This window comes from Pseudoalteromonas sp. OFAV1, assembly GCF_021532595.1.
GTDB classification, from domain to species: domain Bacteria; phylum Pseudomonadota; class Gammaproteobacteria; order Enterobacterales; family Alteromonadaceae; genus Pseudoalteromonas; species Pseudoalteromonas lipolytica_C.
The window spans coordinates 188,203-205,855 of record NZ_JAKGBG010000002.1; the positions used below are offsets into that span (position 1 = coordinate 188,203).

At 40.8% G+C, this 17,653-nt stretch carries 14 protein-coding genes; 11 read left to right on the forward strand and 3 right to left on the reverse strand.

Translation table 11 applies throughout. The features are described 5' to 3' along the window. Positions 1-29: 29 nt before the first annotated feature. The 7 genes from L1267_RS01980 to L1267_RS02010 all read left to right on the forward strand — a co-directional run bounded on the left by L1267_RS01980 (position 30) and on the right by L1267_RS02010 (position 8,408). Positions 30-1,208: an alginate export family protein gene (locus L1267_RS01980; RefSeq protein WP_235381985.1), complete on the forward strand. Its 1,179-nt coding sequence runs from the start codon at positions 30-32 to the stop codon at positions 1,206-1,208. A 33-nt stretch (positions 1,209-1,241) separates the two neighbouring features. Continuing rightward, a complete protein-coding gene (gene nirB, locus L1267_RS01985; RefSeq protein WP_235381986.1) occupies positions 1,242-3,773 on the forward strand; it encodes a nitrite reductase large subunit NirB in 2,532 nt (843 codons plus the stop codon). A 9-nt stretch (positions 3,774-3,782) separates the two neighbouring features. After that, a complete protein-coding gene (gene nirD / locus L1267_RS01990) occupies positions 3,783-4,145 on the forward strand; it encodes a nitrite reductase small subunit NirD (RefSeq protein ID WP_105180563.1) in 363 nt (120 codons plus the stop codon). 28 nt (positions 4,146-4,173) lie between these two features. Further along, entirely contained in the window at positions 4,174-5,109 is a 936-nt protein-coding gene (cobA, locus tag L1267_RS01995; protein ID WP_235381987.1) for a uroporphyrinogen-III C-methyltransferase, read from the forward strand. A gap of 656 nt (positions 5,110-5,765) precedes the next feature. Beyond that, entirely contained in the window at positions 5,766-6,872 is a 1,107-nt protein-coding gene (locus L1267_RS02000) for a hypothetical protein (RefSeq protein WP_235381988.1), read from the forward strand. 70 nt (positions 6,873-6,942) lie between these two features. Next, positions 6,943-7,503, forward strand: a complete 561-nt coding sequence (locus tag L1267_RS02005) for a hypothetical protein (RefSeq protein ID WP_235381989.1) — start codon at positions 6,943-6,945, stop codon at positions 7,501-7,503. Positions 7,504-7,634: 131 nt separating this feature from the next. Next, positions 7,635-8,408 (forward strand): hypothetical protein, encoded by a 774-nt coding sequence (locus L1267_RS02010; protein WP_235381990.1) that lies wholly within the window; start codon positions 7,635-7,637, stop codon positions 8,406-8,408. Between the two features lie 264 nt (positions 8,409-8,672). Here L1267_RS02010 and L1267_RS02015 read toward each other — a convergent pair whose 3' ends face one another. Further along, entirely contained in the window at positions 8,673-9,962 is a 1,290-nt protein-coding gene (locus tag L1267_RS02015; RefSeq protein WP_235381991.1) for a nitrate- and nitrite sensing domain-containing protein, read from the reverse strand. 518 nt (positions 9,963-10,480) lie between these two features. Between L1267_RS02015 and L1267_RS02020 the strand changes: the two genes are divergently transcribed. The 4 genes from L1267_RS02020 to L1267_RS23720 all read left to right on the forward strand — a co-directional run bounded on the left by L1267_RS02020 (position 10,481) and on the right by L1267_RS23720 (position 15,651). Then, the gene (locus tag L1267_RS02020) at positions 10,481-11,332 is read left to right on the forward strand and encodes a formate/nitrite transporter family protein (protein ID WP_235381992.1); all 852 of its coding nucleotides are present in this window, start codon (positions 10,481-10,483) and stop codon (positions 11,330-11,332) included. Between the two features lie 12 nt (positions 11,333-11,344). Continuing rightward, complete coding sequence (locus L1267_RS02025; protein ID WP_235381993.1) at positions 11,345-13,093, forward strand: bifunctional protein-serine/threonine kinase/phosphatase; 1,749 nt, start codon at positions 11,345-11,347, stop codon at positions 13,091-13,093. A 200-nt stretch (positions 13,094-13,293) separates the two neighbouring features. Beyond that, entirely contained in the window at positions 13,294-14,502 is a 1,209-nt protein-coding gene (locus L1267_RS02030; protein WP_235381994.1) for a DUF3500 domain-containing protein, read from the forward strand. Positions 14,503-14,598: 96 nt separating this feature from the next. Next, entirely contained in the window at positions 14,599-15,651 is a 1,053-nt protein-coding gene (locus L1267_RS23720; protein ID WP_188728559.1) for a HupE/UreJ family protein, read from the forward strand. 42 nt (positions 15,652-15,693) lie between these two features. On the opposite strand, the gene L1267_RS02040 is transcribed toward L1267_RS23720, so the two are convergent. Together L1267_RS02040 and L1267_RS02045 are read right to left on the reverse strand one after the other, a co-directional pair. Beyond that, positions 15,694-16,704, reverse strand: coding sequence for an alpha/beta hydrolase family protein (locus L1267_RS02040; protein WP_235381995.1), 1,011 nt, complete (start codon positions 16,702-16,704; stop codon positions 15,694-15,696). A gap of 70 nt (positions 16,705-16,774) precedes the next feature. Next, positions 16,775-17,623: a LysR family transcriptional regulator gene (locus tag L1267_RS02045; RefSeq protein WP_235381996.1), complete on the reverse strand. Its 849-nt coding sequence runs from the start codon at positions 17,621-17,623 to the stop codon at positions 16,775-16,777. Between the last annotated feature and the right edge of the window lie 30 nt (positions 17,624-17,653).

The following is a 17,653-nucleotide window of genomic DNA, read 5'->3' on the forward strand; positions in this document are numbered from 1 at the left end:
TCAACTAGGAATAATAAGAGTAATAAACCATGAAATTAACTAGAGTTACGTTGTCAATTTTAACCCTTATCGCTGCAAATCAAGCTTTTGCAGCTGTTGAAACTGAGTTAGGTACTTTGAATGCTGACTTTCGCTTACGCTATGAGTCGGTTGATCAAGACAATGCATTGAAAGATGCATCAGCACTAACACTTCGCAGTTTAGGGAATTTCAAAACTAAAACGTTCGCAGGGGTTTCTGCTTTCATTGAACTTGAGAATACGCTGGCTGTTATCGATGATTATAATAATGGAATTGGTGATGGCACAGAGTATTCTGTAGTAGCCGATCCTGAATCAACGGAAATTGACCAACTTTACCTTGCCTATAATACCGAGCAATTTTCAGCCAAGTTAGGCCGACAAGTCATTACTCTCGACAACCATCGTTTTGTTGGGCATGTTGGCTGGCGTCAAGATAAACAAACCTTTGATGCCTTTAGTGCGCGCTATGAAAAAGACGCTATTAATGCCAGTTATGCATATATAAACAAACGCAATAGAATCTTCGCAGATGAAAAAGATCTCGACTCTAAAGATCATCTTTTCAATGCATCATTAAAAACCGATTTCGGTAAGTTAATAGCTTATGGCTACTTACTCGAGGTCGACAATAACACTGATAACTCCTTAGATACCTATGGTGTTCGCTTAGTTGGCAAAAAAAACGTTGCTGAGCTGCCCGTTTCGTATTCTGCAGAGTATGCGCTACAAAGTAATGACAGTGGTGCAAATAGCTACGATACCCAGTATTTACTCCTTGAGAGCAGTGTTACTTATCGTGATATCACCTACAAGCTTGGTTACGAATCGCTAGGCTCTGATAAGGGTGAGCAAGCCTTTCAAACTCCTCTGGCAACCTTACACAAATTTAATGGCTGGGCCGATCAGTTTTTAGCGACACCCGCTGCGGGTTTGCAAGATCTTTATGCCAGCCTATCGGGTAACGCATTCAGCGGTAAATGGAGCCTTGTTTACCACACATACTCTGCGGATGAATCTCTCGCAGGAGATGATGATTTAGGTTCTGAATTCGATGTCGTTTATAGCAAATCATTTAATAAACAATACAGCCTTGGAGTGAAGTATGCCGCTTATATGGCTGGTGATGAGGCGTTTGCGAAAGTCGATACAAATAAGCTTTGGGTATGGGTGGGTGCAAAATTTTAACGTTTTGCACGCTAAATGATTGAGGAAAATTTTATGTCTACACCGAAAAAAATAGTTGTTGTTGGTAACGGGATGGTTGGGCATCACTTTGTTGAGCAATTACACAACCTAAATAGTGAAGCTAAGGCCGTTGAAATAACCGTTCTTAGTGGTGAAAGCCGACTTGCTTATGACCGTGTCCATTTATCTGAGTATTTTGCAGGAAAAACTGCAGATGATTTAGCCATGACCAGCGAAATGGTTTATCAGCAATGGGGGATTAATTTCTTTTTAGATGCAAAAGTCACTCATATTAATCGCGAACTGCAAACCGTTACAACTGCCGCCGGTGTTGTTTATAACTATGACAAATTAGTGCTGGCAACAGGCTCATATCCTTTTGTTCCCCCTATTCCGGGTAAAGATCAAGAGCATAGTCTTGTTTATCGTACCATCGATGACTTAGATGCCATTTCAGCCTCGGCGAAGGTGAGTAAAGTGGGGGTTGTAATTGGTGGCGGGTTACTTGGTCTCGAAGCTGCTAATGCCTTAAAGCAGCTTGGCTTAGAAACGCATGTGGTTGAGTTTGCCCCTCAGTTGATGGCGGTGCAAATTGATGCTGGCGGCGGAAAATTACTGAAAGATAAAATTGAACAGCTTGGGGTTCAGGTTCATACATCAAAAGCAACACAAGAAATAAAAGCGGGAAAAGAGTGTCGATATCAGCTTTGTTTTAGTGATGGCGAAGTGCTTGAAACCGATCTTATTCTATTCTCCGCAGGTATTCGCCCATACGATAATTTAGCCAAAGAGTTTGGCTTAGAGGTTGGTGAACGCGGAGGCATTGTTGTTAATGACCTATGCCAAACAAGCGGTGAAAATATCTATGCAATTGGTGAGTGCGCACTTTGGAACAATTTCATCTTCGGTCTTGTTGCGCCTGGTTACACTATGGCTCGGGTTGTGGCGAACCATATAATTGCGGGCGATGAGTCTTCAGAGCGATTCACTGGCGCAGATATGAGCACAAAGTTGAAGTTAATGGGAGTGGATGTGGGGTCTATTGGTGATGCCCATGGTCGAACTTCTGGCTGTTTAACTTACACATATGAAAATCAGCCGCTTGGTATGTATAAAAAAATGGTGGTTAGTCATGATGAATCTAAATTGTTGGGCGCTGTACTCATTGGCGATACATCTGACTACGATAGCTTGTTGCAATATATGCTTAATGGCATTGAGCTGCCAAAAAGCCCTGAATCACTTATTCTTCCTTCTGCAGGAGAGAAACCAAGTTTAGGCGCTGATGCCCTTCCCGAAACCGCAACTATTTGCTCATGCTTGAATGTGACCAAGGGCGATATTATTGCCGCAATCGACACCGGTTCAACAACTGTTTCAGCTGTTAAATCATGCACTAAAGCAGCTTCTGGTTGTGGTGGCTGCGCAAGCTTATTAAAGAATGTTGTAGATAGTGAGCTTGCTGCGCGTGGAGTGGTAATCAACACGGATATTTGCGAACACTTTGCTTATAGCCGCCAAGCGCTTTTCGATATTATTAAGGTTCAAGAAATTAAAAGCTTTACTGAGTTATTAGCGCAGTACGGAAAAGGGAAAGGCTGTGAAATTTGTAAGCCAGCTGTCGGTTCTATTTTGGCCTCAGTTTGGAACGAATATGTGCTTAACCCGCAGCATGTCGCGCTTCAAGACACCAATGACACCTTCCTTGCCAATATGCAAAAAGACGGCACTTACTCTGTTGTTCCAAGGGTTCCAGGAGGTGAAATTACCGCTGATAAGCTTATTGCGATTGGTCAAGTCGCTAAACAATTTGGTCTATATACAAAGATAACAGGTGGTCAACGCATTGATTTATTTGGCGCGCGTGTTGATCAGCTACCACTCATTTGGCAGCAACTTATCGATGCGGGCCTTGAAACTGGGCATGCCTATGGTAAATCCCTCAGAACCGTTAAATCGTGTGTTGGCAGCACCTGGTGTCGTTATGGTCAACAAGATAGTGTAACCATGGCTATCGACTTAGAAAATCGCTATAAAGGCCTTCGAGCCCCACATAAAATCAAATTTGCCGTTTCAGGCTGTACCCGCGAATGTGCTGAAGCACAAAGTAAAGACATTGGTGTTATCGCAACAGAAAAGGGCTGGAATCTTTATGTTTGTGGTAATGGAGGGATGAAGCCTCGTCATGCTGATTTGTTTGCTACCGATTTAGACAGTACGACTTTGGTTAAATACATCGATCGCATATTAATGTTTTACGTTAAAACAGCAGATCGTCTGCAACGTACCTCAGTGTGGATGGAAAATATGGAAGGTGGCTTAGACTACCTTAAAAAAGTGGTCATAGCGGATGAGTTAGCCATTGCTGATGAGCTAGAAGAGCAGATGGCACGCGTTGTTGATACGTATCAATGTGAGTGGAAAACAACCCTCGAGAATCCTGCATCTTTAAAACGCTTCCGTCAATTTGTGAATAGTGACAAACAGGATATCAACATTCAATTTGTTGAAGAACGGGGTCAGATCCGCCCTGCGAGAGCTGAAGAAAAACTTGAAACGGTATAGGAAAACGATATGAGTAATAGTAATCAAAACTGGCAAACTATCTGTGAAGTAACTGACCTTGTATTGGATTCAGGTGTGTGTGCATTGGTGAGTGATACACACAAACAAGAGCAACAAATCGCACTGTTCTACGTTCAAGAAGCAAACGAGAAAAAGCAGGTCTATGCGCTAGGAAACTTTGATCCAATAGGAAAAGCTAATGTGTTGTATCGGGGCTTAATTGGCTGCGCAGATGAGCAAATTTTTGTTGCATCGCCTCTCTATAAACAGCGATATGTGCTGAATGATGGTCGTTGTTTAGACGATGACACGATCACCTTACCTGTTTACGACGCACGTATTAATGGCAGTAAAATTGAAGTGTTGTTGTAATCAACGTTTCGATGCATCTAGGAGAATAATGATGGTTTCTCAAATGGTTAACTTCACCAATACTGCATTTAAAACTGTATTAAATGTACAAAATGAATGGCTGCATAAATTGAAATTAGCTATTTCAAATACGCACACCAAACCATTTAAACGCAGTGCTTCGAAAAATGGTCAAGTTTATTTAATAGGTGCAGGTTCTGGCGACCCTGAACTACTGACACTCAAGGCGCATAGAATTCTGCAACACGCAGATGTGGTATTAGTTGATTGGTTAGTAAATAGCGAAATTCAGCAGTATTTTCCTGCTCATGTAGAGGTTATTTTTGTTGGCAAGAGACAAGGCTGCCATAGCATGTCACAAGCGCAAATTTGCCAACTTTTGGTGGCTAAAGCACTTGAAAATAAAACAGTTGTTCGCTTAAAAGGGGGCGACCCATCTATTTTTGGTCGATTGTCGGAAGAAACTCACGCATTAGCAGAGCATGATATTCCCTTTGCAATAGTCCCAGGCGTGACAGCTGCGAGTGCTTGCGCTGCTTATACGGGGATCCCACTGACCGACAGACGATGTTCACAAGCTGTGCAATTCGTGACTGCGCATTGTAAAGATGACGCGCAACAAGCAAATTGGTCACAGCTAGTCGCATCAAAACAAACATTAGTATTTTATATGGGCTTAACCCGTGTTGATAGTATTGCTAAACAATTGATTAAACATAAAATGAGCCCTGATTTGCCAATTGCTGTGGTAGATAAAGGTAGCTTAACTGATCAACAACTCTGTTGCCGAACCTTAGCAAGTATTGATGCTGAGCGAGACTTAAAGGACTTTGTTGGCCCTGCTTTAGTGATTGTGGGTGATGTTGTTAACTACCGTCAGCGTGTAGATTTAACATTGTTACAAGCGAATTACTTTGTCGAAGAAACACAATCACCCAGCTGTTTAAAAATAAAAGGCGCGTAAGCCTTTTATAACAGGGTTAATAGGCTCATTCATAGTGATGTTAGCGCCTTCTGTGAGGTTCACGTTAGAGTTAAATAGCAAACGAACCTGACCTTTGTATCTACGAGTTTATCATTCATTAAGGGTGAACTCGTTTATGCCCCAAAGCGTGTTTAGGTGAACGCCTTAAAAGAGCAATTTACGGACACTCGCGCTTAGTATTTTACTAAAGCCCCCTTTCCCCATAGCAGACGTTCACTAACACTAGACCCAGTCGTAGCTTGGGTTTTAGGAGATACATTTTTCTTCAAAGCCAAATAGTCTAAATATTTCTGAACCTCGTTATCCCCATAGATGTAGGGTGCCGCTTGTCGTGATAATTAACAAACCCAGCAATTCATTTTAAGTAGGTGTCAACAGACCGCAAAGAGTATTGTTTGGTTTGCATGTAATCTACGATTGAGCTTAAAAATGGAGAGCGTGTTTTCATCATCATACCTTTGAAATTTTAACTTTGTATATACACAGATTGGTTGTATTGCTAAAAATGATTACTTAGCAATAGGTTAAGATGTATGATAAAACTGGTTCAATCAGATAAACGACCCAGCCAATGGTAGAAAAACGACCCGTTGAGTCGATATTAAATTGTTATATCAAATATCGAGTAAGAATTAATGAATAAAGACCAGATCGAGTTTAATAAAACTCTGACTAAGAATAGGAAAGAAGCTGCGGTAAAGTTATGCCTATGGGGAGATGATGGAAATAGCGAATGTTCTAATAAAATTATTGCTGCACATTCTATCCAGCGTGGAAAAATTTTATCTTCCATTGCTGAGTCTGGACGTGTCTATTATTTGGGGCTAGAACCAAGTGATGATATGACAGGATTAGAACCAGTTTTCAAAAAAGAGGGAATTAAGAAGTTTAGTACATTTAGCGGGTTCTGTGGTGAACATGACAAGAAAATATTTCAGCCTATTGAAGATAAACCTTTTGATGGTACAGATGAGCAGATGAATATTTATGCCTATCGAGCGGTCACAAAAGAACTTCATGCCAATCTTGAATCTTGTCAGCTAATGAAAAACTTGCTGGGTGATAAATTGAAAGAAAATGATTTCCCCCCACATTTTCAGGCAATTCTCCCAGCTATCCTTGAGGGAAAAACAGTTGTTCCTGACTTCATTAAAGAAGGAATGATTGAAGGCTATAAGAATGAACAATTGAGAATCAGACTAAAAAGTGTAGAGCTGAATATTTCAGAGCTTCGTCTTCTATCCAATCATTTAAAGAGCGTAATACAAAAAGAATGTGATCCCGAGATTGAACACAGATATTATCAATTCAGTTCAGAATATCCTATAGCTTGTTGCTCCAACTTTATCCCGTATTTCGATCATGATGGCAATCAAATCCTAGATCAGAAAGTAATAATCAGGCTAGCTAATAACGAAACTCAAGCCATTGCTGAATCAAAAAGCGTTTCGCTAAATATTTTTCCTGAGAATGGATGTACTCATGTAGTATTTTCTTTTTCAAAGAACAATTCCGAATTCAAGAGTGCAATTGTAAAGCTGTTCGAAGGCGATATAGATCATATAAAAGTTGGGCTATCAAACATGATTTTCAATCATGTAGAGAATATTGCGTTAAATCCTACCTATGTAGAAGATAGATTTGATATTCATGAGCATGATTCCATAAAACAAGCTTTTGCGAACAATATTGCCGAAACCGACTTGTATACAAAGGTTGGGATAAATCTATTTAGGCAATGATATAACAAGTAAATTCAGGTAACGCCTACAGCGCACCTGATTTAGGCGTTAGGGCATCGAAGGGAGAAAGATGAGTATAATAATAGAAACAGCAGTACCTGGATCTGCGGCTGCCTTGGAGCTTCTCAAAGAATGGACAGAACTACGAAAGACCAAAAAAGAGGAAGAGCTCCAAACGCCCGAGTGGCAACAGCTAGAGCAAGCATATATTGCGCACTTGAAGTGGCGTTTTCAGTACCCGAAGCGGGTATTTGGCCAGCAAATACTGGCTAATTGGATAATTACGTTTGTGGTTTTAGCATTGGTCGTGTGCGGCATCATATTCTCATTCATGCAGCTTCACTACGCCTTGTCTGTTGGTGATATAGCCTCTCTCAGTACAACTGTCGAAGCTGAAATGGCCGGGAAGATCTCAATCAGTTCATCCATAGTTGGAGCAATCACTTTGGTGATATCGCTCTTTTTCTTTGCGCTTTATCTTAAGTATGTATTTCAGATAAAGCACACACATCCGCCACATGTAAGCCTTTCCGAAACTGATGCAGAGTCTTTGCTCTCTCGATCTAGGCAACAAGTATCAGGTAAGGACGAAGCGGAGGATGTCGTGATAACTGGGGTGAAACGAGGTTAGCCCTAACAAACGGCTGCACCGGACAAATTCAGCTGTCACCTTTTATGCAAAGAGCCGCCACCAAAAATTTGCTCGGTGAGCCGGGCGTTAGGCGTAATGACGAGCCACCGTAGGAATAATGGGGTAATGATATGAGCTATATAATCGCATTTGTTTCCTATTCTGAATCTGGAAAGGATTTCCCTGTTCAGTGTTTTCGTACAGATTTGAGCGTCGGTGATGAGGTTGTGGTGCGGAGAACAGATGGCAAATTAAGAATAGCTGCTATTTCTCAACTTCAATACTTGAACTGGGATTGTAATGGAAGAATAGAATGCAGAAGAGAAGAAGCTTCACTAGATGAGGCGGGAAATATTAACCTTCCTAAAGGCTCCCCGCTGCACGTAGGTACATCAACACAAGACGCATTTACTAAATCGCTGAAAGCTTCGGGCTGGGTTCCAATAAAATCTCGCCAAAAAATGTATAGAGCGGTTCTTGCTTGTGTTAATAAAAACAGCATTTCGTATATTTTCACAAGAAAAAATGGCATAGATATTCAGATAATTCCCAAAGTTGATGAGAACCCAGTAAAACCATATAGCTATTATGAAGGTTCCCTCGGTGATGGAAGAGTAGTGCGACATTCTCTGGCTCACACCACCTTTAATTTATTAGAAGGTGTGCTTCGTTTCGCGAATAGTTTTCAAAACAACGAAGAAGACTTAGATCGTTATTTTGTCTCTCAGGGTTCTACGGACAAAAGAACGGAAGAATTGAAGCAAAAAGCCAAGGAAAGGAAAGCTTCTAGGAATGAAATGTTAGATATATACGATGCGTGTTCGGATGGGAGTGGAGGTCCTGCTTATTTGGGCGATGGAGTCTGGATAGATTCTGGTGGAAGCTTGCATGACTGGGGTAGGTAGTACGCCTAACAAGGCCATTAATTTCGCTCCCTTCGGTCGCCGGACGCTCGCAAGCTCGCACCGTTTATGGCGGCGTTACCACCGTCCGCTTTTGGCATAGAGTCGTCTGTCGAATCTAACTCATTTCTGTCCAAAAACGAGTTTGAACTACCCCTTTGTTCGTTCTTTGGCTTTAGTTAATTTGCTTATCTAAATGGTTAAGTTAATTAATAGCATCTGAGGATAATTAAACGCTTGCTATCTTTTTAGTGCGACTATTTGTTGCTAAGCTTTTGAAACTTTGGCAACAATGCTGTTTGCAACGTCTATTAATGATTGGTTTTGTGACATTGCCGCTTTTTGGAGCAGTTGATGTGCTTGATGCTCACCCACATTAGAGCTTTGCATTAATAACATTTTTGCTCTGCCTATCACCTTTTGCTCATGCAATGCGCGTTTTACATTTTCTAGTTCTGCACTCATTTGGTTAATATGGTTTGCTTGCTCACAAATTAAATCGTAAAACGATTTATGTACAGACTGAACATCATGTTGCTGCTCATCAGCATTTATTTCTACGCCATGCAGCCCTGAGAAGCGACGATCAAAGAGCATGTTAAAACCCGGGTCAGTTGCATTGTCATCGCTGATTTTTTCCATCAATAGGTTGTGATTAGATATTTTCGCTTCAGCTTCTTTAATCCTTACTTGAACTTGCTCCATTAGCCTAGTGGTCAGCATAGTTTCGATATTTTGAAGGGCATCTATTCGTTTAGTTGCAACTTCATACCAGACTTCACCAAGCTCGGGTGTGTAACTATTTGAGGGAAGATCAGACACCGCTTTGAACATAGCTCTGAGTTTATTAATGTCATTAGTTAGTTCAGAGAGTTGTATCGCTTGCCAGGCTGCTTGTTCTTGGCTAACCGAAAACTCTAAAAACCGCTCAAATACGTCGTGTTGTGCGCTTTCAAGTTCATGCATTTTCGATAATATATTAGGCTCGTGTTTTTGTTGCGAAAACCCAATGGCTCCTAAAGCACGCTCCTGCCCTGCAAGCTCTTTACCTTGAATGAAGTTAAACAGTGCAACTAAAAGTTTGGTTATTGACGCATCACTTGATACATCGGCGGCTTCAAAAATTAGATTTATTATTTTTCCGATTAATCGGCAATAGGCATCGGTCGATTTAAGTGGTGTAACCTGTAGTTTCTGAATCTGCTTTCTTAATTTTGGTAATTGCTCAAGCCCTTGAGAAGCTAAAGTAATTGACGTTAATAGTCTTGTTTGGGTGTGAATTGAATCACTATTTAAGAACTTTGAAATAAGTAAATCGAGCAGTTGCTCCTCTGCCTCTGAGCTATTCTTAAATTGCACAGGTAAATTTGTTTTATAGGCGACACCTTTTGACCCTAGATAAACATTCGTTGTTCCGCGCTCTCTTTGCAGCTGATGGATCATCTGTGTCGCAGCTATAACTATTTTACAGTTTGAAGCTAACGCCTTTAGGCTATTCAGCTCGGCATATTTTGCTGCGAGTAAAAAGCGTTTGGTACAGGTTGAAGATGTCGGCATAGGTTCTTATTACTAATATTGAATAGATACCATCAAGCAATTATTATTCCCTAAAAATTAATAGTCATTTTTAAGCAAGGTAAAATCAGTTTTGCTCGAATATTATCTGCGTTGTGCCACTGTAAATGGGGTTTACAGAAATTTTTAACAAAAGCGAAATCATGATTTATTGCTCAAATTAGTTCTGCCCTTTTTTATTAGTTCGGGGTTTCGCCCCAAAGTGATGCGTGCAATGCGCCAAAGTAAAGCAAATGTTAATTTTTGATTTGGTGAAAGCAAAAGTGAAAAAGTTAAACTATTGAAAGGATTTAGTTTTATTTTTTGGTTATTTTTGGCATATAACTTGTTTAATAAATTATGAACAGTTGAATAGGCTGTGACAATTGGAAATGCAAAGGACAATGGCGTCCGCAACCTGCTCTTAAAAGTAAGAGTCGGTGCGGGCGTTTTTTTTTGCCTGAAAGATGGTCATTTTAACTGTGAAACAGATTAAAGATTAACAATGAAAGGTGAATAACATGGCTTATTTATTACCAAGTGACTTCGTTACAAAAATGGTGGATGCGGGCGAATCAAAAATATATATGTCCACGCGAGATACGCTAATTCGTGCTTATATGGCTGGAGCTATTTTAGCCTTAGCTGCTGTATTTGCGATCACAGTTGCAGTGCAAACCGGTGTATTTCTGCTCGGCGCGGTACTGTTCCCTGTAGGCTTTTGTATGCTTTATTTAATGGGGTTTGATCTATTAACCGGTGTGTTCATGTTAACACCATTAGCTTGGCTTGCTCGTCGGCCAGGCGTTACTTGGCCACAAATTTTGCGAAACTGGGGATTAGTTTTTGTTGGCAACTTTGCTGGCGCTCTGACTGTTGCTGTCATGATGGCGTTTGTATTTACCATGGGCTTTAATACCGATGGTGGGGCTATTGCAGCTAAGGTTGCTAGTATCGGTGAAGCGCGTACATTAGGTTATGCTAAATACGGTTTTGAAGGATGGATGACCATTTTCATCCGTGGCATGCTATGTAACTGGATGGTATCTATGGGTGTTGTGGGTGCTATGGTGTCAACACATGTTAGCGGTAAAGTGATTGCTATGTGGATGCCTATTATGCTGTTCTTTTTTATGGCGTTTGAACATTCGGTTGTAAACATGTTTTTGTTCCCATTTAGCTTGATCATGGGTGGTGATTTCTCTGTTGTTGATTATTTAATTTGGAATGAAATTCCAACTGCGCTTGGAAACTTGGTAGGTGGTCTAGCATTTACTGGGCTTACTTTGTACACAACGCACTATCGTACAAAACCAAAGCGCAAGTTAGCGACAACTGCAGCACCTATTGGTGACAATGTAATTGCTAAGTAATTAATGCAATCAATGTACAAAAACAACAAAGACGCATTAACTATGACAGCCGATGTAATAGCAGGGTTTTATACATCTCGCGGGAACAAAGCGGTTAATCAGGATAGTGTTAAATGCACTATCCCCGCATTAACAGAGTCTCGCTCAAAAGGGGCTGTAGCTGCTGTTGCAGACGGCATAAGTAGCAGCCAAGTCAGTCAGCATGCAAGTGACTTGGCTGTGATGCTTTTCTGTGATGAATATTTACGTACCAGTGATGTATGGTCTGCAGCCAGAGCTGGCACAAAAGTACTTGAAGTGATTAACCTTCAATTACTGGCAAAAACCCAACATAGCCAATATCAAGATAACTTTGATCAAGGGTTTGTCTGCACTTTCGCAGGGGTAATTTTAGCCAATAAGAAAGCCAATTTATTTAATTGTGGCGATTCAAGTATATTCAGAATTAGAAACAGTAAGATTTGCCATTTTAGCCAACAGCATCGCGCAGCTGATGAATATGGGCAGCAATATTTAAGTAATGCATTGGGTATACGTTCAAACTTACAGTTAGATGTTCAGCAAATCGACCTAGTCATAGGTGATTGCTTTATTTTGGCTACGGATGGTATTACTGAGTTTGTATCAACTGAGCAATTATTGGGCTTATTTGCCAATTGTGAGAGTGAACAGCAATTGCAACATGCATGTCAAAAGGCTGCTGAACTTGCTTTGGCTAACGCAAGCGATGACAACCTGAGTATTGTCGCGATTAAACAACGTGCCGCCGATCCCAGAGAAACGGTTGAATACACTTCTGATGGTTTTTTACCTTTGCCTGATGCCTTGAGTGTCGGTGATGTCGTTGATAATTTTAAACTTATTAATCAGCTTCACAAAAGCGACAGAAGTTCTTTATTTGAAGTTCACAACACGATCACTGGTGCCACTGCGGTGATGAAAGTTCCCTCTTTATCCTTGCAAACTGAGCTGTATTACTTAGATGAGCTAGCAAAAGAAGAGTGGTTAATTGCCAAAGTTGACCACCCTCGCGTTGTTAAAAGAGGGCACTCTGAGACTACACGGCATGTCTTTTACACACTGACAGAGCGAGTGCAAGGAATAACGTTAAGGCAATGGTTAAACGATAATGGTAATGCAAATTTACAGCAAGTAAGAGCATGGCTAACGCAACTTGTCTCAGCGTTAGGCGCATTGCATAGCAAAGGTATTTTGCATCAAGATATTCGGCCCGAAAATATCATGATTGATCAACACGACAATTTAACCTTATTGGATTTAGGCTCAGCCAGTTTACATGGTCAGCAATTTAGTAAAAGTGATGATGTTTTGCACATACCGGGCGACATGTTATATAGCGCACCAGAATACTTTTTGGGGTATTGGCCCGAACTGAGCAGTGATATGTTTGCATTAGCTGTGATGACTTATCATGCACTCAGCGGAACCTATCCTTATGATACTTCAGTTGCTAAAGTGTCTAATCTGAAAGAGCTACATCGACTCCAATATAAATCTTTGCTGCATAATAATTTACAGATCCCAGTATGGGTTGATGCCGCAATCAACAAAGCCTGTAAACCTGATATGCAAAAACGCTATCTAAGTTTATCTGAGTTTTTGTTTGATATGCATAACCCAAATCCAGCATATAATAGAAAGCTGCCACTACTTGAACGTAATCCCGTGCTCTTTTGGCAACTTGTTTCTGCTGTCTTAGCGCTGTTGTTAATTATAAATTGGGTGAGTAGCTCAGAGTGATAAAGCTAAGCAGATAACCGAAATTGCTGATGACGTATACCTAATTTTAAAGTGCGAAGTTACTTTTTGACCTTCACTAAATAGGCTTGTTTCGTGAATAAAATTCCATAATTCATTTGGTGATCTACATATTTTCTACACTTTTCAACCTTGCCTCTATGGTAATTTTTTAAGCAATAATTCATGTAGGGAATTTGGTTATGAAATTAAGTAAAAAGGTATGGCAATCACTGGCAGTGCTTGCGTTATTGGCAAACTTAGCGGCCTGTGGTGACAGTGACTCATCGTCGTCATCAGATACAGATTCATCGACTAGCGATAGCAGTGGTACTGATAACAGCGGTACTGACAACAGTGGCTCTTCAAGTAGCTCAGGTTCAATTAGTGTCAGTGACTTCAGCGATATCAGTCTAGGTGACTGTGAGCTCGATACCAGCCTAGAGTCACTCGTGTGTGCTGCAAATGCATTAATCGACACATTAGATGAAGATGAACTTGCTGATTTACAGCTTGATTATTCAGACTCTGAAGCAAGGACTGTGTGGTCAAACTTACCGACGGGCAATGTAAGTCGTAATGGTATTGAACTTGGGGCATTAGACGATGAATCACTTGAAGCAGCGATGATGGTTGCGAAAGCGGCGCTGAGTGATGATGGCTACCAAGATTTCTTAGGTGTTATTGCTGCGGATGACTATTTGAATGAGCTAGGTGGTGGTTCTGCTTACTCATCTGGTAAATATTATCTAGCGTTTTTTGGCGACCCAGATGTGAGCGGCGACTGGATGTTGCAGTTAGGTGGTCACCACTTAGCTTATAACATTACTTACTTAAATGGCGATGGTTACCCTGTGCCAAACCATATTGGTACTGAACCTAAAGTCAGCTTTGAACTAGACTCGGCAAGCTATGCCCCGCTTGCGGATGAAGGTGATGCCCTCGTTGCTATGTTTGATTCGTTAAGTGAATCTGAGCTTGCTGAGGCTTACTTAAGCGGTGAAAGCTATTCAGATGTATTAGTAGGCCCAGATAACGGGAGTGGTACGTTACCAACTGATTACCCTACAGGGGATAATCGCAAAGGGATCCTTGTTTCAAGTTTAACGCAGGATCAACAAGCACTGGTTACCGCAGCAATCGAGCAGTGGATCAACGACTACCCTGAAGAAGTGGTTGAAAACTTAACGCTAAGCTATGTAACGAGTTCTGCTTATGCAGATACCTACATTGCCTGGGCTGGCACTGAATCGGCTGGTGTTGATGTGGATGTTGCCGGGACTTATATGCGTATTGATGGCCCTAACCTTTGGATTGAGGTGGCGTGTCAAAATGGGATTATTATCAGTGATGAAACTCACTACCATACAATGTTCAGGGATAAGAGCTGGGATTATGGTAATAATTTATAAGCCATGAAAGCAGTAATTAATCTCCTATTTGGGCTGACCTTTTTGGTCAGCCTCTTCTGTACCAAAGCCTTTGCCCATTCTGCTTCAACGAGTTCTGTGTTTATTGATACGCATAAACCACAGATTGAACTCGAAATTTATTTACCCCTCGATCAATTACGTTTAGCTGATGAAAGCCTATTTCCTTCACAAAGTGATGACCTAAAGCAGGTTAATTTCTCGGCTTTACAAGACTACATGCAAACACATGTAAGTATCACAACACAAAATTCTCAGCCGTTAACAGCACAAAAGGTTGATGATTTTGCTATCCATGAATTTGATAACGTACTGTTTATGGTAATGAAGATGCAATTTATCAAACCAGATAATTTTGATACCAGTGGTTTTTCTTTGCATTACAATGCCATTTTACACCGAGTTGTTACTCACAAAATTTATGTTTCGTATCGCAACGATATGCATGAAGTACTTAAAGCAAGTCAAGACATAGCAACCATAGGGCTGATCCGCTATCAGCGCGAAACCTTATTTATAGAGCCTGAAAAAATCACTGCATGGTCTCAGTTTAAGCTGATGTTTGTAAATGGTATGAGCCATATTGCAGCCGGTATAGATCACTTGCTATTTTTACTTTGTTTAATTTTGCCCGCTCCTCTAGTTAGTGCCAATAAGCGCTGGCAATCAGTGGCACCTGTGCGCCAATGTGTTATGTCGGTAGCTAAAATTGTCACCTTCTTTACACTCGGACACTCATTAACGCTAGCCCTGACGACGCTTGGGTATATTTCATTTCCTGCAAAGCCAATTGAGATTTTGGTTGCGGCGTCTATTTTAGTTTCGGCGTTAAATGCAATTAGGCCGATTTTTTCGCAGTCAGCTATGTGGATAGCATTTATTTTTGGGCTTATCCATGGTCAAGCATTCGCGATTGAAATGAGCCATATGGGGTTTGATACTCAGGCCATTATCGTCGCATTGGTGGCATTTAATCTGGGTATTGAAACTGTGCAGTTGCTGATCGTTATTTGCGTTGTACCCGTGCTAGCAATGCTTGCCAGAACTTATTTTTATAGTGCTATTCGAATTACATTATCTGTGCTGGCAATGGCGGCTGCGAGCTATTGGATTATCGAGCGAAGTGTGTAATGAAAAGGGCCTTGTTTGGCCCTTTTTAGTTTCAAAACAAAGTTACAAATAGCTGTTAAACCAATCAACTAGCTCTGTTTCCAGTTGTTCTTTATGGTTCATTAAAAAGTGGTTGTCACCGTCATACACCACGAGTTTATGGGGTATATGATGCGCTTCTAGCGCTTTGGCAAATTGAATTGAGTTCTCGACCGATACTCGTTTATCGTCACTGCCATGAATAAGTAATATGGGCACTTTAGGCGATAGCTTATCAACCCAGTTCATAACAGAGCGTGCTTCAAGCTCTGCTTGTTTGTTCTCTTTATAATTGGGGATACGACGCACATACACGTTTTTTTCCATGTTAGGTCTAAACGTAAGCTCTTTGACTAAATCGGTCGGCCCCGCAATGGTTGCAATGGCTTTAATCTTGTTGGTGTGTTGCATCGCAAGGTGGGTTTGCATGCCGCCTCGGCTCGCTCCTAGCATGCCAATACGGTTTTCATCTGCACTTGCTATGTGCGTAATAAAATCAATAAGCGCAAGTACGTCATTAACATCTTTGCCACCAAACTCATCTAAATCATCATTTTTAGTTAATGTACCGCGGTATTGGCTGCCGATAACCACAAAGCCTTGCTCCGCTAAAGGAAATAAATTGCGCATCATTGCAGCAAAATAAACATTGCCAAAATTACCGTTACCGCCGCGGTTATAAATTATTACTGGGAGCTTATTCTTGGTGACTTTAGGTTTGATGATATATCCAAGCACCTCAACATTATCGACCTGATATTTAAAAATATGGCAGGTTAAATTCGCTTTAAAGTTATCGAACATACTTCGTGGAAAGATTTCTTCAAAGGCTTTTATGCGCTTTAAGTATGCTTCTTCGTTTTTAGCTTTGCGTTTATTCTTTTGCGCTATAAATTGGTGCCACGAATCATAGTCAGCAAAGATGCCTGTGAAGCAGTCTGTTTCTTTTGTGACGCGTTCATTGTCGATAATTTTCGCTGCGCTAGTAGAAAAAACAGCGAGAGATAAGCAGGTAGATAAGAGTAATTTATACACAACAACATCCTTATTGGTGACTAAAAGTTACAAAACCACAGTAACTTAAATGATGGTTATTTGTACATCATTAATTCAGTAACCGCTCAAGCCATTCAATCACAACGTTATGTGTTGCTGTTTCGAAGCGAGATTTTTCGGGAATGTAGTAACACAGTTTTGATTCAACATCTTGGCTATTAAACGATGTTAGTAACCCTGCATCTAGGTAAGGTTGCACTAAGGTTTTTGAGCAAAAAACCACGCCTTTATTGGCGAGCACCTGATTTATACCAAACAGTTCTTGATCGAATGTGTTTACCTTGAAACATGAATCACTTAGGTTATTTACTTTGAGCCATTGCATTAATGGTGGGGCTGGTAGGGCATTATTTTTCCATTGGCTGGTGTATAAAGTAACCTGCTTATCAAGCCAAGGGGCGCTTTGTTGCGCGTTTGCCGCAAACATATCAAAGCGCTCATATTTGATGATATCTGCTTTGTTTACTTCCTCACTATTTCCTAGCCTAACAGGCAAGGTATGCAGTTGCTTATCTAAAGTTTCACTGGTTGATATATCAAGCTGTAAATGCGGTTTTTCGTTATTTAGCTCTTCTAAAGCGGGTATTAATCTTAGGGCTGCTAGAGATGATGTTGTGGTGATGCGTACTTGGTTATGTGCTTGGCTCAATTGTTCAATTGCCGCAAAAATAAGCTTAAAGCCGCTAGTTGTGTTTTGGCTTAGGTACTCGCCTGATGCAGTTAAGGTAATCTTTCTCACTTCGCGATGAAATAAATCAGTATTCAAGCGACTTTCTAGATTAGCAATGTGGTGCGATACCGCTGTAGGCGTAATCGCAAGTTCAGCGGCGGCTGCTTTAAAGCTACCTAATCGTGCAGCTGACTCAAAGGCTTTTAAAGCTTGTAATGATATATGCATAGTTGAACCCGTCTAAATTTATAGATGAGT